12 protein-coding genes are annotated in these 22,637 nt (G+C 35.4%); 5 read left to right on the top strand and 7 right to left on the bottom strand.

Translation table 11 applies throughout. The annotated features are described in order from the left end of the window. The first annotated feature begins 73 nt into the window (after positions 1-73). The gene (locus ABEB23_RS08325; RefSeq protein WP_348812089.1) at positions 74-931 is read left to right on the top strand and encodes an MBL fold metallo-hydrolase; all 858 of its coding nucleotides are present in this window, start codon (positions 74-76) and stop codon (positions 929-931) included. 74 nt (positions 932-1,005) lie between these two features. On the opposite strand, the gene ABEB23_RS08320 is transcribed toward ABEB23_RS08325, so the two are convergent. After that, positions 1,006-6,039, bottom strand: coding sequence for an RCC1 domain-containing protein (locus tag ABEB23_RS08320; protein WP_348812088.1), 5,034 nt, complete (start codon positions 6,037-6,039; stop codon positions 1,006-1,008). 440 nt (positions 6,040-6,479) lie between these two features. Between ABEB23_RS08320 and ABEB23_RS08315 the strand changes: the two genes are divergently transcribed. From ABEB23_RS08315 to trpS, 3 genes are all read left to right on the top strand, one after another. Continuing rightward, positions 6,480-8,060, top strand: coding sequence for a S8 family peptidase (locus tag ABEB23_RS08315; protein ID WP_348812087.1), 1,581 nt, complete (start codon positions 6,480-6,482; stop codon positions 8,058-8,060). Positions 8,061-8,128: 68 nt separating this feature from the next. Beyond that, positions 8,129-10,003, top strand: a complete 1,875-nt coding sequence (locus ABEB23_RS08310; RefSeq protein WP_348812085.1) for a M1 family metallopeptidase — start codon at positions 8,129-8,131, stop codon at positions 10,001-10,003. 170 nt (positions 10,004-10,173) lie between these two features. Further along, positions 10,174-11,148 carry a tryptophan--tRNA ligase gene (trpS, locus tag ABEB23_RS08305; RefSeq protein WP_348812084.1) on the top strand — a complete coding sequence of 325 codons (975 nt, stop codon included), beginning with the start codon at positions 10,174-10,176 and terminating at the stop codon, positions 11,146-11,148. A 224-nt stretch (positions 11,149-11,372) separates the two neighbouring features. Here the strand turns inward: trpS and ABEB23_RS08300 are convergent, their stop codons facing one another. Both ABEB23_RS08300 and dprA read right to left on the bottom strand, forming a co-directional pair. Beyond that, entirely contained in the window at positions 11,373-13,094 is a 1,722-nt protein-coding gene (locus tag ABEB23_RS08300) for a tetratricopeptide repeat protein (RefSeq protein ID WP_348812083.1), read from the bottom strand. A gap of 660 nt (positions 13,095-13,754) precedes the next feature. After that, entirely contained in the window at positions 13,755-14,855 is a 1,101-nt protein-coding gene (dprA, locus tag ABEB23_RS08295; protein WP_348812082.1) for a DNA-processing protein DprA, read from the bottom strand. A gap of 251 nt (positions 14,856-15,106) precedes the next feature. Between dprA and ABEB23_RS08290 the strand changes: the two genes are divergently transcribed. After that, the gene (locus tag ABEB23_RS08290) at positions 15,107-16,045 is read left to right on the top strand and encodes an HU domain-containing protein (RefSeq protein WP_348812080.1); all 939 of its coding nucleotides are present in this window, start codon (positions 15,107-15,109) and stop codon (positions 16,043-16,045) included. Positions 16,046-16,103: 58 nt separating this feature from the next. On the opposite strand, the gene ABEB23_RS08285 is transcribed toward ABEB23_RS08290, so the two are convergent. The 4 genes from ABEB23_RS08285 to mnmG all read right to left on the bottom strand — a co-directional run bounded on the left by ABEB23_RS08285 (position 16,104) and on the right by mnmG (position 22,444). Then, positions 16,104-18,371, bottom strand: a complete 2,268-nt coding sequence (locus ABEB23_RS08285) for a helix-turn-helix domain-containing protein (RefSeq protein WP_348812078.1) — start codon at positions 18,369-18,371, stop codon at positions 16,104-16,106. A gap of 319 nt (positions 18,372-18,690) precedes the next feature. Continuing rightward, entirely contained in the window at positions 18,691-19,263 is a 573-nt protein-coding gene (locus ABEB23_RS08280) for an OmpH/Skp family outer membrane protein (protein WP_348812077.1), read from the bottom strand. A 245-nt stretch (positions 19,264-19,508) separates the two neighbouring features. Then, positions 19,509-20,357 carry a class I SAM-dependent methyltransferase gene (locus tag ABEB23_RS08275; protein WP_348812075.1) on the bottom strand — a complete coding sequence of 283 codons (849 nt, stop codon included), beginning with the start codon at positions 20,355-20,357 and terminating at the stop codon, positions 19,509-19,511. A 215-nt stretch (positions 20,358-20,572) separates the two neighbouring features. Continuing rightward, positions 20,573-22,444, bottom strand: coding sequence for a tRNA uridine-5-carboxymethylaminomethyl(34) synthesis enzyme MnmG (gene mnmG, locus ABEB23_RS08270; RefSeq protein WP_348812074.1), 1,872 nt, complete (start codon positions 22,442-22,444; stop codon positions 20,573-20,575). Positions 22,445-22,637 lie beyond the last annotated feature (193 nt).

Genomic DNA, 22,637 nt, shown 5'->3' with positions numbered 1-22,637 from the left:
GATATGCGACTCGAGCTTTGCGAATAGGCGAAGCAATAACAAAGAACCCAAGAAAAACAAAAAATAGCAACTTATGAAACTATATCCCATAGAAACAGGTAATTTTAAATTGGATGGCGGTGCCATGTTTGGTGTTGTACCCAAAACTATCTGGAACAAAACCAATCCTGCCGATGAAAACAATTTAATAGATATTGCCGCCCGTTGTTTATTGATTGAAGATGGCAACCGACTCATTTTGATTGATACCGGAATGGGGAACAAACAATCGGAGAAATTTTTTGGCTATTACTCGCTTTGGGGAACGCATTCCATGGATAAATCCTTAGCAAAATATGGATTTCATCGCGATGATATTACCGATGTTTTTATGACGCATTTGCATTTTGACCATTGTGGCGGGAGCGTGCAATGGAATTCAGACAAAACTGGTTATGAACCAGCCTTTAAAAATGCCAAATTCTGGTCTAATGAGAATCATTGGGAATGGGCCACTAAACCAAACGCCAGGGAAAAAGCATCTTTCCTTTCCGAAAACATTTTACCGATGCAGGAAAGCGGGCAACTTAACTTTATCAAACGACCTGAAGGGGATTTTTTATCAACATCTGAATTGGGTTTTGGCATCTTCTTTGTCGACGGCCATACCGAAAAACAAATGATTCCACACATTCAATACCAAGACAAAACGATCGTTTTTTGTGCCGATTTATTGGCAACAGCCGGACATGTTCCAATCCCCTATGTAATGGGTTATGATACCAGACCACTTTTGACATTAGATGAAAAAACAAAATTCATGAACGCCGCTGCAGATAATAATTACTATTTATTACTGGAACACGACGCACATAACGAAATCATAACAGTACAGCATACCGAAAAAGGGGTTCGTTTGGCAAACGTTTTTACATGTGAAGAAGTTTTTTAAATTACATCACAATATAAAAAAAACCCCATTTTCATTAGCTTGAAAATGGGGTTTTAGCTTAACTAAAAATATAATTATTCAACTATAACTTTTTTAGCAGAAGCTGTATCCTGATTGATTAGGTATATATAGTAAACTCCTTTCGGAAGATCTGATAAATTAATAGTATTGTTTGTATTTATAGAATCTAAAGTAAATGTTTTTACAAATTGCCCTAATGAATTATAAACTGTTGCTTTTTCTAAGGCAATATTTAGAATGTTGATCACCCCTTTTGTAGGGTTTGGATATACAATAGCTTTATTAAAATCAGAATCTTCTAGACCTAAGGTACAAGTCTCAGAATAAACAGTATTTGTTTCTTTAATTTTAGACCAATTTGCGTTTGAATAAGCGGCGTTATCAACTTTTACACAACCCAAAGTAGTAATCCCTAAAAAGCTTGTTCCTGAGGTGTTAGTCGTTTTTTTGCTTGTTTGGAATGCCACAATAAGGTTTTGGTTGTTTCCATTTTTCAAATCTAAATACACAAGTGGATTACCTGTAACATATAGAATTTGAAGATTCGTATTTTTAGAAAGATCTAAGGTAGTAAGCTGGTTGTTGCTGCAGTCTAAAATGTTTAATGCAGTAAAGTTTTCAATTCCGGTTAAATCTTTAATATTGCTATTAGAAAGGTCTAAAGTGGTAATTGCGCTTATGTTCGTAGCTGTAATTTTTCCATTTAAGCCATCAGTATCAATTCCCAAATCAATTAGTTTTTGTTCAAAATTTGAATCTGGAATTAAAGTATAATAATCGCAATATCCGTTATAGCTAGCTGTAACGTCTTTGAATTCAAGCCAATTCGTGTCAGAATATATTTTATTATCTACCTGTATACAGCTCAGATTTGGGTTATTATTAAAATGGATATTAAAAGAATGCAAATTAGTATTGTTTCCGTTTTTTAAATTCAAGTTTACCAATTGATTTGAAGAACAATTAAAATCAGTCAAAAGAGTGTTTTCACTAACATCTAATGTAGTTAATTGATTGGAACCACAAAATAATTGAGTCAAACCTTTCTGTTTAGAAATATCTAAAAGCTTCAATTGATTTCCGCTGAAATCTAAAAGATCTAAAGCGGTATTATTATTTACATTTAAGGTAGACAATAAGTTATTCTCGCAGGTTAATGCTACCAATTTATCACTATTAGGAGTATATAATTCAGTTAGCAGATTATTACTGCTGTTGAATATCTGCAATTCATAATTGTAGCTAAGATCTAAACTAGTTATTAAATTATTTGTACAACTTAAAAAAACCAATGCTGCATTTTGACTGACATCCAAAGCAGTTAATTGATTTGAATTACAACTTAAATTTGTTAAAACTGTATTTTTGTTTAGATTCAAAGTTTTCAATTTATTTGAATTTAATGATAATTGATCCAGAGTAAAGTTTTTACTTAGATCTAAAGTTGTTAGCTGATTTGAATCAGCTAACAATTGAGTTAGGGATGTGCATCCACTTATATCTAAATTAATTAATTGATTTCCAGTGCATCCTAAAGCAGTCAAAGCTGTGTTTTTACTTAGATCTAAAGAGGTTAATTGATTTCCATAACAATTTAAAGTTGTCAAAGCGTTGAAGCTTTGGATTCCTGCTAAGTCGGCAATAGAACTATTGGATACTTCTAATGTTGTTACGACTGATATACTTGCAGTTATTACAAGTCCGTTTTTGCCATCGGTATCTATGCCTAGTGCTATTAGTTTGTCTTCAAATTTAGGATCAGGAATTTTTGTAATAGTAGAACAGTCATAAGGAGAATAAATAGCAAAAGAATCTTTTTTACTAGACCAATTTGCATTAGAATAAGCAACATCGTCTACTTGAATACAACTTAAATTAGGGTTGTTTGTAAGATTTAGATATCCAAATTTAACATTGTTTCCATTCTTCAAATTTAGATTCTTTAATTGATTAGAATTAGAATATAAACCGACTAAGGCTGTATTTACGCTGACATCCAAAGTGGTTAACTGATTTTTTGAACAATTTAAAAATTCCAAAGCTTTATTTTTGCTTATATCCAAATTTGTTAATTGATTAGTCTGACAATATAACTCTGTTAGAGCAGTTATTTGAGAAACATCCAAGTAGGTTAATTTATTTTCGCGACAATCTAGCAAATTCAAAGCTGTATTGTTACTTACATCTAAAGCGGTTAATAGACTTGTATTACATCCCAAAAATGTTAAAGCAGTATTTGTACTAACATCCAAAGAACTGATTTGGTTTGAGCCACAATCTAATTTTTTTAAAGCCTTATTTGTTTTTACATCCAAAACGCTTAATCGATTTGTATAACAACTTAAACTATCTAAAGCAATATTATTACTCACATCTAAAGCCTCAATTTTGTTGTTATTACAATCTAACGTTTTTAAAAATGTGTTCTTGCTTATATTCAATGCTGTCAATTGATTTTGATTACAATATAAATCCGTTAATAACGCAAAATCTTGTATTCCTGTTAAATCTGTAATGGAACTATTACTAACGTTTAAGTGTGTTAAGGTGTTGATTTTGGATGTCAAGATTTTTCCATCCGTATTACCGCTTTCAATTCCCAAATTAATTAATTTTTGCTCAAAATTTGGATCTGGAATTAAGGTATAAATATCATTATTTGCAGGGTTATATAAACCTTTTATTTCTTCTTGCGTAAGTACACGATTCCAAATACCGATATCATCAATATCACCTTCAAAATAGTTGTTTAATTTATTTCGTCCTATTCTAAAAAGATTATTAAAACCATTTGTATATAAACTGGCAGTTCCGCCCATTTTATAAACTCCATTTATATATAATGAATACGTGTTATTAGTATCATCAAAGGTCATCGCAAAAAACGTCCATTCATTGTTAAAATAATTTTCTTGAGATTGAAAAGTTTCAGCGTCAAATTGTATGTCTAAATAGCCTTTGCTATAGAAACTAATTTTAAACCAATAATCTGGATCGGATATGTTTCCATAATTTAAAAGGCCAAAGTCAAATTCTTTTGAAACAGTTGGGGCATCAGCTTTGAACCATCCAGTGATTGTGCGGGATTCTCCTTTTAAAGGATAGTTAAGAACATTTGCTTCTATGTAACTGCTTGTTCCATTGAAAGAGTAAGCGCTGTTGCTCGTTCCAAATCTATCTGATGTTGGGGTAACATTCGCAGCAACCCCATGTGATCCATTACCACTGCTATCATTTGCATTTGCATTAAAAGGATAATAAGCAAGTAGGCCACTAGTTGGTATTTGCTCATTTGCTGACACAGGTGTAATTGTCACATCAACTGCTGTTCTTGAACTTTCGCAACCGTTGATTGTTTGCGAAACATAATATTTACCTATCTGCAGCGCAACTGATAAATCTAAGACTGTTCCTCCAGTAATGTCATTATACCATCGAATATTTGATCCGACAGCCTGTAAGCCGCTGACTGTTGCGTTAGTATTGAACGTCTGAGCAACTGCAGTTGGAGGCGGGGTATTATTTGCTGTAATAACTACATTATTTGAAGAGATACAGCCGTTATTGTCTTTTACATTTACAACATAAGTTCCTGCTGATAAGCCAGTAAATACATTTGAAATTTGGTAGCTAAAATTTGGTAAAATTGAATATTGGTAAGGTGCTGTTCCTCCAGTTGCCGTAATGGTTAAACTTCCATCATTAGCATCATTACAGCTTGTATTTATACTTGTTATTGCAAAAACAACAGGGGTTGATGGTGCAATAGTAACAATTTTAATGATTGATAACGAAGCGGCATCTGTAATCGTACAAGAATAATCACCTGCTTTCAGTCCTGTGGTTGAGGCTGTTGTAGCTCCATTTGACCAAAGATAAGAATACGGGGCTGTACCTCCAGAAACCGATGTTATCGATGCCGAACCGCTAGTATCGTTTATGCAACTTATGTTGGTTTGATCTGTGGTTACTGTAAATGCTCCTGGACAGCCTATAAGTGTCGGTACATTTTTATCAGCATTTGTAGCATCACCCAATTGACCTGAAGAATTGTACCCCCATGTGCATAAAGTCCCATCTGTTTTTAGGGCAACTGTGTGATCACGACCAGCACTAACCGCCTGCCAATTGTTTGCCGACCCGATTTGTATAGGGAAAAGACTTTTGATGGTTGTGCCATTTCCTAATTCTCCGTAAAAATTGTTTCCCCAGGCCCATAAAGTCCCATCTGTTTTTATAGCAATTGTATGACTTCCTTCTGAGTTTACGTCTTTCCAATCCGTTGATGTTCCGATTTTTGTAGGGATATAACTGACTGTAGTTGTGCCGCTTCCCAATTCTCCATAAGTATTTTTCCCCCAGGCCCATAAAGTCCCGTCTGTTTTTATAGCAATAGTATGACTGTCTCCTGCTGTTACTGTTTTCCAATCGGTTGCTGTCCCTATTTTTTTTTGCGTATAGCTTTTTGTAGTGGTACCATCTCCCAATTGCCCACTGTCATTTCCTCCCCAGGCCCATAATGTACCATCTGTTCTCACGCCAATTGTATGATAATAGCCTACTGTTATCGTTTGCCAATCCTTTGCCGTTCCTATCTGTACAGGAATTTTTTTACCTATGCTTGTACCATCACCCAGTTCTCCAAAATAATTATCCCCCCAAGCCCACAAAGTTCCATCTGTTTTTAGGGCAACTGTATACTGATTTCCTGCTGCCACCATCTGCCAATCCTTTGCCGTACCTATCTGTACAGGAATGTTTTTATTTATAGTGGTACCATCACCTAGTTCTCCAGTTTGGTTATCTCCCCAAGCCCACAAAGATCCATCCATTTTTAGGGCAACCGTATGATTGGTTCCGATGGCCACTGTTTTCCAATCACTAGCCGTTCCTATATTTGTGGGAACATTTCTATTTGTAGTTGTACCATTACCCAATTGTCCAACACTATTATTTCCCCATGCCCATAAGGTGCCTTCTGTTTTTATGACAACAGTGTGATTATATCCGGAAGCTATTGTTTTCCAGCATTGCGCTTTCATATGAAAGCATGAAAGTATTAGAAATAATAGTAATTTTTTTTTCATGTGGTAGAGATTTAGGTTCTTTAATAGTATGGATTTCTCAAAGGTAAAATAAAGGCTTAGTGATTGTTCAAATGGTTATCATTTCAAATTACAGCATAGGTTAACAGCATTTTCGAAAAATGATAATAAGTAAGTAAAGTCTTTGTAGAAAATGATGGAAATATTTGGAGTTTGTGAAAAAACTGATAAATTCGCTAAAAACAGCAATAAGAGTAATTTTATTTTCATAAAATATAGCTTTAAATTAAAGGCACCACAAGAAAACGAAAATTAGTCAATTTTCCTACAGTTTTTTCTGATAATATATTGCGTTTTTTATTTTTATGACAAAAATCATTTTCAGAAGCATTTTTCTCTTAAAAAACAGTTAATGATTGCGTAAAATGTAATTTCCTTAAAGTATTTTTGAACTTGATTATTAAAAACCGAAAAATAAATCCATGAAAAAAATTAATTTAACTTCTATTGCACTAGTTGCAGCTTTGTCATTATGCCTTTCGGCAAATGCACAAACATCGGTTACCTATATTGCCAAAAAAGGAAAACTTAGCGAAACCGAATTACAAAGATGGTCTCATCTGGATTTAGAAAAAGACAGTATTCCTGGAATGAGCGTTGATAAGGCTTATGCGGAATTAATCAAAGATAAAAAAGGAGTAAAAGTAATTGTTGGAATCGTTGACTCCGGCGTCGATATTGAACACGAAGATTTAAAATCAGTAGTATGGACTAATACTAAAGAAATAGCCGGTAACGGAATTGATGACGATAAGAACGGTTACATCGACGACATTCATGGTTGGAATTTTCTTGGAGATGCAGTTCATGAGACTTTAGAAATGACTCGAATCTTGAAAAAAGGTGATGATGGTTCCGCAAACTATAAAGCAGCATCAGTTGCATATGAGGAAAAATACAGCAAAGCATTGGAAGGAAAAAAACAAGTAGATTTCCTGATAAACACTAATAAATCTATCCAAACCTATCTAAAGAAAGAAGTCTATACCATTGAAGATTTGAACGGAATTGTTACTACTGATCCCGAATTGAGCCGAAACAAAATGATTATGACTCAGGTCTTAACGAATGCGGGACCTGGTTTCAATGAAGAGATCGAGGGATATCGTAAATACATCTATGATCAGCTGAACTTCAACCTGAACAAAGAATTTGATGGCAGAAAATTAGTGGGAGATAATCCGGATGATATAAAAGATACCAAATACGGAAACAATACTGTCTTTGGCCCAGATAAAGAAGAAGCATTGCACGGAACCCACGTTGCCGGAATTATTGCTCAAGTAAGACACAACAATATTGGAGGTGACGGAGTTGCCAGCAATGTAGAAATCATGACTGTAAGAGCAGTTCCTGATGGGGATGAATATGACAAAGATATTGCACTTGCTATACGATATGCAGTTGATAATGGGGCCAAAGTAATCAATGGCAGTTTTGGAAAAAGCTATTCTCCGCACAAACAATGGGTTTATGATGCCATAAAATATGCAGAGAAAAAAGACGTATTATTTGTACACGCCGCAGGAAATGATGGATACAATGTCGATCTAACAGAAAATGCCAATTTCCCAAATGATTCAGAAGACAATAAAAAAGAATTTGCCTCTAATGTCCTCACAATTGGGGCTTTGAATAATACCTATGGAGAAGGGGTTATTGCAGAATTTTCAAATTATGGTACTTTCAATGTCGATGTCTTTGCTCCTGGTAATGAAATATACGCAACGATTCCTAACAACAAATACAAATATTTACAGGGAACCTCTATGGCAGCGCCTAATGCAGCCGGGGTTGCGGCATTAATTCGTTCTTATTACCCAAAATTATCCGCCAAACAGGTAAAACAAATCTTAATGGAATCAGGTACACCGTTACCTGAAAATGTTCTTTTAGGTGAAAAGAAAGATGTAAAAGCTACAGCTGCAAATACTTCCAAAACAGGTAAAATGGTCAACGCGTACAATGCCCTGTTGTTGGCTGAAAAAATGTCTAAGAAATAAATCCAGCAAATTGTTAATCTCCTATTGGAAGAGTGGTTATAGCTCTTCCAATTTTATTTAAATACCATATGAAAAAACTCCTTTTATTATCTTTCTTTTCAATAAGTCTTGGAAATCTATCGGCCCAAAACACACCCTATTGGCAACAACAGGCCGATTACAAAATGGATGTAACGATGGATGTAAAAACCTATCAATACAAAGGAAAACAAGAATTAGTTTATACCAATAATTCACCTGACACTCTAAAAAAAGTCTATTACCATCTATTCAATAATGCTTTTCAACCCGGAAGCGAGATGGATGCGCGTCTTCAAAGTATTAAAGATCCGGATGGAAGAATGGTCACCAAAATAAAAGTTGGTGATCAAGAAGTTAAAGAAAGTAGAATCAAACACTTACAACCAAACGAAATTGGGTATTTGAGGATCTCAAATTTCAAACAAGATGGCGTAGCTGCCAATGCAAAAGAAGTTGGGACTATTCTGGAAGTAACTTTGGCAAAGCCAATTCTTCCTAAGTCAAAAACTACTTTCACTTTAGATTTTAATGGCCAGGTTCCTGTACAAATTCGTCGTTCCGGAAGAAATAATGCCGAAGGAGTTGAATTATCGATGGCGCAATGGTATCCAAAATTGGCCGAATTTGATTTTGAAGGCTGGCATGCAGATCCCTATATTGCCAGAGAATTTCACGGAGTTTGGGGTAATTTTGATGTAAATATTACCATTGACGCAGCTTACGTTTTAGGAGGTACTGGTTATTTACAAAACAAAAACGAGATTGGCTACGGATACCAGGACGCCGGAATCACAGTAGTTCATCCAAAGAAAACGAAAACACTAACCTGGCATTTTAACGCGCCAATGGTTCATGATTTTACTTGGGCTGCCGATAAAGACTACATCCATGATGTTGTAAAAGGTCCAAATAATGTTGATTTGCATTTCTTGTATAAAAACAACCCGAAGTTCATTCAAAATTGGAAAAACCTTCAGTCAAAAACAGCTGAGTTAATGGCCGTTTATAACAAGGCTGTTGGAGATTATCCTTACAAACAATATTCTGTTATCCAAGGTGGTGATGGCGGAATGGAGTATGCCATGTGTACATTGATTTTGGGTCAAGGCAATTTTGAAGGATTACTTGGTGTCACTGCTCATGAAATGGCTCATTCGTGGTTTCAGCATATTTTGGCTTCCAATGAATCAAAACACGGATGGATGGATGAAGGTTTCACTTCATTTCTTGAGGATTACGGCCTTAACGAAATCTCCGAAAAGAAAGTAGAAAATCCGTTTGCTGGTGCTTACAAAGGCTATTTCTCTATGGCAAGTTCCGGAAAAGAATTACCACAAGGCACGCATGCGGATCGTTTTGATGAAAACAGAGTATACAGTATCAGTTCCTACAGCAAGGGAGAACTTTTCCTGACTCAATTAATCTATTTAATCGGGAAAGAAAACCTGATGAAAACCCTTAAAAGATACTATCAGGAATTTCAATTCAAACATCCGACACCAAATGATATCAAAAGAACGGCTGAACGTGTTTCTGGAGCGAATTTAGATTGGTATTTAATCGATTGGACCCAAACTACCAACACGATTGATTATGGTATTGCATCGGTAAAAGAAAATGCTGATAAAACGACTGTTACTTTAGAAAGAATCGGGAGAATGCCAATGCCAATCGATTTACTGGTAGAATACACAGACGGAACAACAGAAAGTTTCTATATTCCTTTGCGAATGATGAGTTTCGAAAAAGAAAACCCGAATCCTGCCGTGAGAAGAACAGTTTTGAATAACTGGGCCTGGGCATATCCTAGCTTTGAATTTTCTATTGCAAAACCAAAAAAGGATATCAAAAAAATCAGTATTGACCCAAGCAAATTAATGGCTGATCTAAAACCCGAAAACAATGTTTATGAAGTAAAATAATAGCTTCAAAATTAACTAAAGTCTATTTTTGCGAATTCATTTGAATTTTTAGAAATAGACTTTTTTTATACCTGCATTTTACTCCAGCTCAAAAAGCAAAGAAAAAAAACTCCAAACTTTGTGAAAATCACTATGAACTTTGCGAACTTTGCGATTCAGAAAAATTTACAATGGCAAAAATACTTACGGGCGTTCAAAGTACAGGAACACCACATTTAGGAAACTTACTTGGCGCAATCATTCCCGCAATAGCATTATCAAATAATCCAGAAAACGAATCCTTTCTTTTCATTGCCGATTTGCATTCCATAACCCAGATAAAAAACGGAGAAACGCTTCGAGCAAATACCTACAGTACAGCTTCTGCTTGGTTGGCTTGTGGTTTAAATGTAGATAAAGTAGTTTTTTACAGACAGTCTGATGTGGCCCAAACCGCAGAATTGTCATGGTATTTGAGTTGCTTTTTCCCTTTTCAACGTTTGACTTTAGCACATTCTTTCAAAGACAAAGCAGATAGACTGGATGATGTAAATGCTGGTTTGTTTTCATATCCGATGTTGATGGCAGCCGATATTTTGTTATACGATGCTGAATTTGTTCCAGTTGGAAAAGACCAATTGCAACATTTAGAAATTACACGTGATGTTGCTTCCCGTTTTAACCATCAAATGGGAGAAACTTTTGTACTTCCGGAAGCCAAAATACAGGAAGACAGTATGTTGATTCCGGGTACTAATGGGGGGAAAATGAGTAAATCGGCCAACAACATTATCAATATCTTTTTGGATGACAAAGCTTTGCGCAAACAAGTGATGAGCATAGAAACCGACAGCACGCCATTGGAAGATCCAAAAAATCCGGATACTTGCAATGCATTTGCCATATATTCCTTATTGGCAACCGAAGAACAAATCGCCACTATGAAAGCCAATTATCTTGGCGGAAATTACGGTTACGGTCACGCCAAACAAGCCTTATTTGAATTGATTACGGAGAAATTCAAAACAGAAAGAGAAAAATACAATTACTACATGAATAACCTTCAGGAAGTAGATGCGCTATTGAAAATCGGTGCAGCAAAAGCAGCTGTTGTTGCTAATGGGGTTCTGAATAGAGTGAGAGAAAAACTAGGTTTTGAGGTTTAATTAAAATTTAAAACAAAACGAATTTCACTAATTTCCACGAATCTAATCGTGAAAATTAGTGAAATTCGTTTTTATAAGCCTAATGTATCGGTAAGTTTTTCTAGACGAAGGACGCATCACATCGGCTTCTTTCACGGAAAATGCTTAATATCCCAAGCGGATGCTGCGGTATGGCGGGGTCTTTTGGATATTTAGTAAAACTTTCAGATGGTTGTTTTTGAAAGTTATTTTATTCTTGAAGAAGTGATTTTTATATCCGCTGTCGCCCAGCTCTTGCCAATAAGTTGATCCATTTCCTTCACTTTTTCTTTGTTGTCGAGTTTTTCATAAGCTAATTTCAATCCATGATGCGCCCAACCGTTATTCGGCAATCGTTTTAAGTCTTCTTTATAGGTTTTAATGGCGTCATCATACCTTCCGTTTTCAATTTGGATTGCTCCCAAATGGTGCCTTACCGAGAAAAACCAGTCCGGCGGTTCATTGTAGTTTAAACCGTCTTCAATAACAATGGCTTTCTGCAGCAGGAGAATGCTTTGGGTGAAATTTCTTTCGGAGGCTAAAATTTCAGCTTTCAATACTTTGGTGGCAATTTCAACAATGGAATGCATGGAATTGATTTCCCAAATTGTCATTTTTTCCAATGATTTATCATAAGATAGTACTTCAAGCTTTACAAACTCCCCTTTAGCTTTTGTGTAATTTTTTTTACCAAGATATGCCATTCCACGTGCATAATGTTGCACGGCTTTGGGATATTTTAAAGTATCGGAAACCAATTTCATTTTCAGGATGTCATCCCATTTTCCGAATTTTACAGCAACAAAATACGGAATCACATAATAGTGCTGAAGTGTTGCCCAGCCCGGTTCAATCATTGTTTTCGGATGCACATGATTTGCCGTTTCATTAGCTGCAATCATCGCCCATTTCGAGTTGCCTTCCAAAGTTGCCGTTCCGGCCATAAAATGATAATTGTGTGGGTAATAAGCCAGTGGATAAGCACCTTGAGCGTGACACATGGTAACATAATTACTATCAACTTTTACAGCATTTATATTGGCCATGGTTCCTTTACGATAGTCACCGGTCCGGATATAAATATGGGAAGGCATATGAACCAAATGCCCAAAGGCTGCGGCATTTCCATCATCAAAAAATTTAGCAGATGCATAGCCTCGCTGCGGGGTATTGGAGGCTTCAATGGCATGAATGTAAAAATGGTTGGCACCGATATGTTTTGGATCTTTCTTCAATATTTTTTCAAGTAAGGCGACGATTTCGGGAGTCCAAGGTTTGGGTGTTCCGTTTTTCTCGTACAAATCCCACGGATGTAAATCCATAACAGATTCAACATACAACGCATTGATATTGATGTCATCGGGAAATTTTGCATTAACTTCTTTCATGTCATCCGAATAGGCTATATCCAATTTACCTCGATCTTCCACAGGTTTTGCAACGTATCTTTTTGACAATGCATTGATTAAGGCTTTTTCACTTTCCGAAACCTTACCACTTAACTTTAATGCGGTTTGTATGGCTTTGTATGCCCTTTCATAATTATCAGGCTCCATTCCTGCATTATAATTTGGGCCGAGAACATAGGCTAATCCCCAAAAACACATGGCGCATTCAGGATCAAGCTTGGTAGCATAGTAAAAGGAACGAGCCGCTTCGGCATGATTAAAACCATACGATAACCCCAATCCCTGATTAAAATATTTTTGAGCTTCAGTATTCTTGGTAGTTATCTTATAATCAATAACATCCATTCCTTTGAATAACGGCGCTTTATTATCAGAAGTGTACCATTTGGCATCCACGGTTTGCGGCGCACAGCTTACACTGTTTTTGCCTATCACTGCTTCCTCTTTTTCCGGAGTTTCTTTTTTGCATGAAAAAAACGAGATAAGTACAATTGCCAGAAGAAAAATTACTTTTTTCATAATGCTGATGTATTTGGTTGAAAATCAATATAAAGTTAATTAAAATAGATGATAATTATTTCTGTTTTGTTACCGAAATAGGCATTATTAGTTAGTGAAGTTTTTTTACCAGAAATTTTTAATAGTCGTATTTTTCAAGAATAAACTATAACATTTGAGAACATCAGTAATCCATGGTATAGCTGACCCGGAATCTTACAAAAAACGATTATCAACTTGGCTGTAACAATTCAAAGAAATTGTTTTTCTGGACAGCAATAAGTAATCCCAACAGTAAGGCAGTTATGATTTGGTGCTGGCCACTGATTCGTTTACATCGATTAAAACCGATTATCACAATGCGTTTGAAGATTTAAAAACAATATTAGCGACAATCGAAAGACTGGCTGTTTGGGGATTGCAAATCGTTCTTCTTACTATTTTTTTCCCCTATCCGAGCGATTGCGTTCGTTCAAAAGAAGAGGTCTCGTTAATTTCAGTCTCAGGAACGAGCTGTAGACATCAAATGAGCAACGTTACAAGCCGAAAAGCATTTCACCTATGAGAATATTATATGAAGCTTTAAAATAGTGAAAAACACCTTAAAATGAATATATATAAAAAGCCCGTAAAACTTAGACTGCGGGCATTTTTATAGCGACTTATCAAAAGTCTTTAGATTTATATGGCCTCAAACAATTTTCCCGGTAAAGGCCGAATCACTCCCTTAAGTTCCATATTCAAAAGTAAACCTGATATTTTATAAATGGGGAAATCACAATGCAAAGCAATAATATCCATTACTTCTTTACCCGTTTTCAAAAGATAATCATAAACTTTTTGTTCGTCTGTCTCTAAGGTTACAAACAATTGTTTTTGAATGGGTTTAGATTCTTTTTCCAATTCCCAATTTAAAATATAAATCAAATCAGCAGCGTTAGTCAACACATTTGCTTTCTGGGTTTTTATCAGGTTGTTGCAACCTTGGCTGTATTTATCTGTAACCCGGCCGGGAACGGCAAAAACATCCCGGTTATAATCGTTAGCCATATTGGCTGTAATTAGTGAACCACCCCTATCGGCTGATTCTATTACAATAGTGGCTTCGGTCATTCCTGCTACAATTCGGTTTCGACGGACAAAATTCTCCTTATCCGGATTCGAGGAACTCCAGAACTCGGTCATGAAACCACCATTCTGTTCCATTTTGGCTACGTATTTTTTATGGGGTTTGGGATATATTTGATTCAAACCATGAGCAACAACACCAATCGTTTGCAAATTGTTTTCCATCGCTACTTGATGTGCTACGATATCAACACCGTAAGCGAAACCACTCACAATAATCGGATCAAGTGGCGCTAAATCTTCAATCAATTTTCGGCAGAATTCAATTCCGTAGGATGTAATTTGACGTGTTCCAACAATACTGATAATTTTCCCTTTTTTAAGATCAATATTTCCAGAACTAAAAAGCACAACAGGTCCATCAATGCAATGTTTCAACCGTTCGGGATAGTCTTCGTCTTGAAAATAAAATGCCTTTATATCGTTTGACTGTATAAACTGTATTTCCTGATTGGCTTTTTCAAAAATAGATTTGTCTTTTAAATTCTTTAATAACACTGAGCCCACGCCATCAATTGCCGCTAATTGTGATGCTTTTGCTTTAAAAACTGATGCTGCATCGCCAAAATGTGTCAGTAATTTTTTGGTCATAATATCTCCTACTCCTTCTACCCTTTGCAATGCCAATAAATGAAATAAATCCTGTTCTACCATAATTAAAATTATACTTTTTCAACTTTCGAAACCCTTTTCGGCCAATCCAAGTTTCAAAAGTTGATTGTTATTAGATTTTAAATATAGGTTTTTTATTACATTTATAACATAAATGATTTTATTTTTTCATGCATCTTTTAATCCATTTGAATAACTATTTGAAATTGAAATGTATAAAACTTAAAGTCGATTGTTAATAAAAATTGTGAATAAAATTTTGATAACTATTTTCGTTGTATAACTTTGTTAACATGAAAATCGAACTATACATCGCGCAGCTTTTATACCGTTACCAATGTGTAACCGTTCCAGGTTTCGGAGCTTTTTTGACTGAAATTCAATCGGCACAATTAATTGAAAGTTCCAATTCTTTTTTCCCTCCAAAGAAAATGATCTCCTTTAATGCCTATCTGAAAAACAACGATGGCTTATTGGCTAATCATATTGCCCAATCTGAAAAAACCTCTTATGAATATGCTGTAAGTGCAATTCAGTTTGAAGTTTTTTCATGGAAAAAAGCATTACAGGAAAACGGCCGATTTTCTATAAAAAACGTTGGGGATCTTTGTCTGAATGATGATAATAATTTGATCTTCACACCTTTTGATCAAACCAATTATCTGACTAATTCTTTTGGATTAGCTCCTTTTGTTTCGCCAGTGGTAAAGAGAGAAATCTTTGAAAAAGTGGTAGAAACGATTGAGGAAAAAGAACCTATTGTTTTACAGCCTGAAGAAACTAGAACATCAAGTCCTTATTTGAAATACGCCGCTATTTTTGTTTTAGGATTAGGACTTACCGGAAGCATCGCTTATCCTATTTATCAAAATCAAATTGTAAACCAAACTGTTTTGGTCGAAACTGCCGTACAAAAACAAGTACAAAGCAAAATTCAGGAAGCTACTTTTTTTATCGAAAGTCCATTACCCGCGGTAACCCTTTCTGTAAAAGACGGTAAAATGCCTTATCATATTATGGCAGGAGCTTTTAGAAAAGAAGAAAATGCACAGAAAATTTTTGAAAAATTAACTTCGAAAGGATTTAAGGCAAAACGATTGGCTCCAAACAAACACGGATTATTCCCTGTACTTTATGGAAGCTATGCCACTTATGCAGAAGCCGAAAAAGCAAAATCAGAAATTCAGGAAACAGAAAACGAAGAAGCCTGGATTCTGATCGAATCTCTATAACAAAAAAACCTATTCTCAACGAATAGGTTTTTTTTTGCTCCTTGCCTTTCATGAAAATCTAATTCAAACTTGCTTTATACATTCTAGCTTCCTCCCAAGAAAATTGATGCGCGTGTTTTTCCATCAGTGTATTCAATGATTCTTCTTTATATCCGGCAAAGGCATCGGCTAAATCTTGAATTTTATCCTCCGGCAAAACCTCTGAAATTGATACCGCCTTAGTTTGAATTAATTTTACGAAATGTCCATAAATAGTTTGTTTGGTGAGTACTCTAATTCTGGCAATATCTTCTATAGAGTTTTTTTCAACCCATAATTCATAGGTTTCCTGTATAGTTGATTTTTTTGGAGTTGCCTTAGTCGGTTTCTTTTTAGAATAGCGCTCCAGGTCTTTTTCGTCTTCTATAAGCGTAATATTTACTTTTTTGAACTCTTGCTGTATTGATTCGGTTTTTTTGATCTTATACCGCTTTATTTCATCTGAAGTTAATTTTTCCTTTGAAATAGTTTCACCTGAAACCACTGTTTCAATTAATAATTTGGCTTTCATTAAACGCAAAACAGCTTTTGTTTGTAAATCTTCCAGAACGATCAACTCATCATAATATGCTTTTACCTTTTTGATGCGCTTCACTTCTTCTAATTTCCAAAGTATTTCGTAAACCAACTTATCCATCGGTGTCAGAAAATAATTGAATGCCGCTTGAACTCTATCAGAGACATGATTTAAATCAACCGTTTCCAGACTGAAAAGTTTATTCAATTGCAAAATGAATTTTTTGGATGGCTCCAAAAGCTGTTCTATCATTTCCATTTGCTGTTTGGCCCAAAACGCCTGTTTTGATTTTTCCGAATTTTCGGCTTTATCATTATAACTGAATTTATGATTGCGCCATTCTTGGGCCAAATCGTCCCAATCAAAACTACTAATCAGGTAATTATGGATAAAATTTTTAGTTTCAAAATGCAGTGCGTTCTCCAAAAAGGAATCCGAGGCTTTGTTCAGCGAATAATCCATCACGTCCTGATCATTCGAAATACCATTCATTTGAAGCGGAGAAAGCAAAATAAGCCCATTTAAAGACCGTAAACGAGATAATGCGACATACGCTTGTCCTGGAAGAAAAACTCGCGAAACATCAAGCGCTGCTTTGTCAAATGTCAATCCCTGACTTTTGTGCACCGTAATTGCCCAGGCCAACTTGATCGGATAATGGACAAAACTGCCCAAAACCTCCTCTTCGATTTCTTTGGTCATTTCATCGACTTTGTAACGAATATTTTGCCATTCATATTTTTCGACTTCAATCGTTTTATTCTCTTCGGGAAAATGAACAAGAATTTCCTGATTCGAAAGCGATTTAATAACGCCCATTTTTCCGTTAAAATAATTCTTATCGAAAGACAAATCATTTTTCACAAACATGATTTGTGCACCAACCTTCAATTGCAAAAGCTCTTCGACCGGAAATATTTTCTCGGGAAAATCTCCAGTAATTTCAGGTTTGTAAGTCAATAGCTTTCCTTCCAAATCTTCCAGTGCCTGAGCATTCATTTCGTCTGCCTTAGCATTATGAGTAGTAAGCGTAATGTACCCCTTATTCGCTTTTAAATCAAAATCCGGTTTTACATATTGGTTTAAGGTTTGGATATCCTGCTGCGAAATCTGATTGTTACGCAGATTATTCAATACGGAAATAAAGGTGTCGTCCGTCTGACGAAAAATTTTGGATAATTCGATATATAAAGGCGGACTTTGCTGCACCGCATGCGAATGAAAAAAGAATTTTCCCTTATAATAATTTTTAAGCGTCCGCCACTCCTCATCCCGGATTACAGGAGGCAATTGCAGTAAATCTCCAATAAACAAAACCTGCACACCACCAAATGGAGAAGCTTTCTTTCGAACCGTTTGCATCATATAATCCATGGCGTCCAATAAATCCGCACGGAGCATACTCACTTCATCTATGATCAATAATTCCATATTACGAATCACTGCTTTTTTCAAACCATTCATTTTAAAATGTCTACGCAAAGTGGCCTTGGTTTCGAACTTGCTATGTTCAGAGAATTGAGGGGAAGAATTATCCGGAATAAAACCGCCAAATGGCAATTGGAACATCGAATGTATGGTTACTCCACCAGCGTTTAATGCTGCAATTCCTGTGGGTGCCACCACCACAGTATTCTTATGTGTGGTTTGGATAATTTCCCGTAAAAGTGTGGTTTTACCCGTACCGGCTTTCCCGGTCAAAAAGACTGAGCGCTGGGTTTGATTGATAAATCGTAAGGTGTAGGCGGCGGCTTCAGAAATGGTTTGCATATGGCGTATATTAAAAAAAGCTAAAATATTAAAAATATCAGAAAATTACTATATTTATATAGATTTTGGAATTGCATGCGAGCGAAATCCTCATCACGAAGAAAATCCACGAGATCTAAGAACCAACTTATTATCTAAAAAAGACCGACTTTACAAAGGACTACTTTGCAAACAAAGAATATCCACCGAACCAAAAAATTACGCTATGATACTTTCGCTTTACTTCAAGTTCAACAAATTATTTAAGTACTAAAAAGCTAAAAAAAAAAGCCTTCAATCTAATTATAGATGAAGGCGATTTTTTGAATTAATGGAAATATTATTTTTTTGCTTCAGCTTTTTCTTCAGTTTTAGCTTCTTTTGGAGCAGCTTTGTATTTGTCATTCAAGGCTTTAATAATTTCCTTTGTAATATCGAATTTGTCTTCAGCATATAAAATAGTCGCTGCATCACCGGTTCCATAAATGTAAGCGTATCCTTTTTCTTTACCGTAAGTTTTGATGAATTTCTTCACACCGCTTACTAAAGAATCCATCTCTTTACCACTTTCTTGTTGTAATTGTTGAGACAATGCTTGTTGAGCATAACCCAATTGTTGCTCTCTTTTTTGTAATTCAGCTCCTTTTTGTTGTGCCCACGCCTGACCATTTGCTTGAGCTTGACTTTGAAAACTGGCAGCTTCTTGCTTGAAACGATTAATTTCAGCTTCTAACTGTCTTCCTTTTTCTTCTGCTTGCGCTTTATATTTAGCTTCAAGGTCTTTTGCCTCTGTATATTGTTTCATTAATTCTGAAGTATCAACGTAAGCTGTTTTTACTTCTTTTACTTCTGCCGCTTTCTCACAAGCGATAAGTAAAATTGAAATTGCGATAAGTGCTAATGCTTTTTTCATTTTGATGAATTTGTAGTTTTTAAGTATTGTTGACAAAAATATAAAAAAATAAATAGCATTATCATAAAGTTTGAAAAATGCAAAATATTTATTGTATCAGTTTTTACTATTGTTGTTTATAAATTAATAATTAGAGGTTATCAAAACCCAATCCTATAGCTTTTAAATACGCCTTTTTCTCAAAAAAAGAGATATAAACCCTCAAATAAGATAAAAACTTCTCTTAAATCGCCTTAAAATAGATTTTAAGTGTTTTTCAGGACATAAATATGTGATGAATACTCAAAATTCTTCTTGGCTTTCAAATTAGACTGCAAGCCGATAAAAAATGCTTTTATAAAATTCATTTTCCCCGTTTTGTATTTTTCCGAAAGTAATGCAACATAAAAAGAGTCAAATTTCATCGGAAGTATTTTTACCAATTGCATCCCTTCTTTCTCGAAAAGCATTTTAATCGCTTTCTTTGAAAAATGCCAAAAATGAATTGGCACATCATACGCGGCCCAAAATTTTCCATAATGTTTCGCATCGAAAGATTTGAAATTAGGAACCGCTACAATCAAAGTTCCGTTGGGTTTCAATAATCGTTTGAGTTCTTTTATTTGGTTATCCAAATTAGGAACGTGTTCCAAAACGTGCCACATTGTAATTATGTCAAAAGAATGACTTTCTATTTCAGACGTTAGCTCCACAAACGCAACTCCTTTATTTTTTGCGATCGCCTTTGCTTTGTCACTTGGCTCTACTCCTATTGTTTGCCAACCATCTTGCTTAGCAACTGACAAAAAATCCCCGGTACCAGCTCCTATGTCTAAAATTCGTCCTTTATTAGGTTGAAGGGAATTAATTAAATTCAATTTGTTTTTGAGTGCAATATTTTTTACAAAATGATATGCTTTTTCAAAAAGAGACCTTTTACTGTCCGTATGCGAAATATAATCTACGCTCTCGTAATATTTTCCTAGTGTATCTAAACTAGGTTGTGGTGATGTGATTAGCATATCCAGATTTTCATCGTGATATAAGTCAAAAATTTCTTTTGATACGGAATAATCGGTAACGGTTAAAAAATGCTTTTGGTTAGAAGTATCCATTAATTAATTAATTGTGCTTTTATTTTTTTGTTTTTTTACACTAAACCCTGAAAATGTTTAAAATCATTTTCAGGGTCAATTTACTTTTATTTTAAAACTTTTCAACAAAGACAGGGTCTCCGAGCGTAGTTTCACGTGGAACAAATTTAGTATTCAGTCGCAGTATTCAGTTTTGCAGCAGGACCAAAACTGAATACTGCGACTGAATACTAAATTTAACGTCCAATATAAATAAGCAAAACCGAAATATCACTTGGAGATACTCCGCTAATTCTTGACGCTTGAGAAATAGTTACTGGACGAATTTTTGATAACTTTTGCTTTGCTTCAATAGACATCGATTTTATTTTATTGTAATCGAAATTTTCAGGAATTTTTACTTCTTCTAAACGAGTCAGCTTATCAGCATTATTTCTTTCCTTTTCTATATATCCGGAATATTTCACTTGAATTTCCGCTTGCTCTAAAATTTCCTGATCCAAATTATTTTCCTCTACATAAGAAACAACTTTCTCAAATTTCATTATATCTTCCAAATCAATTTGCGGACGGGAAAAAACTTTAAACATTTTATCTCCTTGTGAAATCAACGCCGTACTTTTCGATTCTAAAATAGGATTTGCCTCCGCAACAGAAACACTCGTTTCTTTGAAGAAAGCAACCATTTTTTCAGATTCATTTAATTTGTGTTCCATTCTACGCAAACGAGCTTCAGATGCTAAACCAATTTCATGCGACATTGGAGTTAATCTAAAATCAGCGTTATCCTGACGAAGTAAAGTTCTATACTCTGCACGAGAAGTAAACATTCGATACGGTTCTTCGGTTCCTTTAGTAATTAAGTCATCAATAAGAACTCCAATATATGCTTCATCTCTTTTTAAAATTAAAGGTGCTTTTTCGTGCACTTTTAAATGCGCATTAATTCCCGCCATCAATCCTTGCGAAGCCGCTTCTTCATATCCAGTTGTTCCATTTATTTGCCCAGCAAAATATAAACCCTCCACTAACTTTGTTTCCAAAGTATGTTTCAATTGTGTCGGAGGAAAATAATCATATTCGATTGCATAACCAGGACGGAAAAATTTCACATTCTCAAAACCTGCCACAGTGCGTAACGCTTTAAATTGAATATCCTCAGGAAGTGAAGTTGAAAAACCGTTTACATAAACCTCGCAGGTATTCCATCCTTCCGGTTCGACAAAAAGTTGATGTCTTTCTTTATCAGCAAATCGATTAATTTTATCTTCAATCGATGGACAATATCTCGGACCCAAACTTTTGATTCTCCCGTTAAACATTGGAGAACGATCAAAACCCTCTCTCAAAATATTATGAACCTCCAAAGAGGTATACGTCATATGACAAGATTTCTGGATCACCAAAGGAGTCGTCAGATCGGAGTACGAAAATTTATCAGGCTTCGCATCACCCTTTTCTTCATTCATTTTAGAATAATCCAAAGAACGACCATCCACTCTTGGAGGTGTTCCTGTTTTCATTCTTCCCGCTTGAAAACCTGCATTAACCAAATCCTCGGTAATTCCGTAGGCAGCACTTTCTCCTGCTCTTCCTCCACCAAACTGCTTTTCTCCAATATGAATCAAACCATTCAAAAAAGTTCCATTGGTTAACACAACAGATTTTGCCTTAATTTCAATTCCCAAAGAAGTGCGTATCCCTTTTACCTTTCCGTTCTCAATTATCAAACCTTTCACCATCTCTTGGTAAAAATCCAAATTAGGAGTCCCTTCCAACATCAAACGCCACTCCTCAGCGAAACGCATGCGATCACTTTGAACTCTTGGCGACCACATCGCAGGACCTTTTGATTTATTCAACATCTTGAACTGGATTGCCGTTCTGTCTGAAACAATTCCGGAGTATCCGCCAAGAGCATCAATCTCTCTTACAATTTGTCCTTTTGCTATTCCACCCATTGCCGGATTACAGGACATTTGTGCGATGTTCTGCAAGCTCATCGTCACCAACAAAGTTGAAGAACCTAAATTTGCAGCAGCAGCAGCAGCCTCGCAACCTGCGTGCCCTGCGCCAACAACAATCACATCGTATTCGTTTAAAAACATTCTCTTTATAATTTACGCCCTTCGGCAAGCCTCAGGGCTGTAGTTTTGCAATCTTTTTTTCTTGTTCCACGTGAAACATTATGTTATTCATTCCAAACTATCAAAAACTGTTCCACGTGAAACACGTTTAGTTTTACTCTAAAAAACAACAATTATTTGTTCCACGTGAAACATATTATCAATCCATAAAAAA

Origin of the sequence: Flavobacterium maritimum (assembly GCF_040049085.1) — a bacterium.
Lineage (GTDB): Bacteria > Bacteroidota > Bacteroidia > Flavobacteriales > Flavobacteriaceae > Flavobacterium > Flavobacterium maritimum.
Note: the sequence above shows the minus strand (reverse complement) of the source record. Positions and strands in the feature narration are given on the sequence as shown.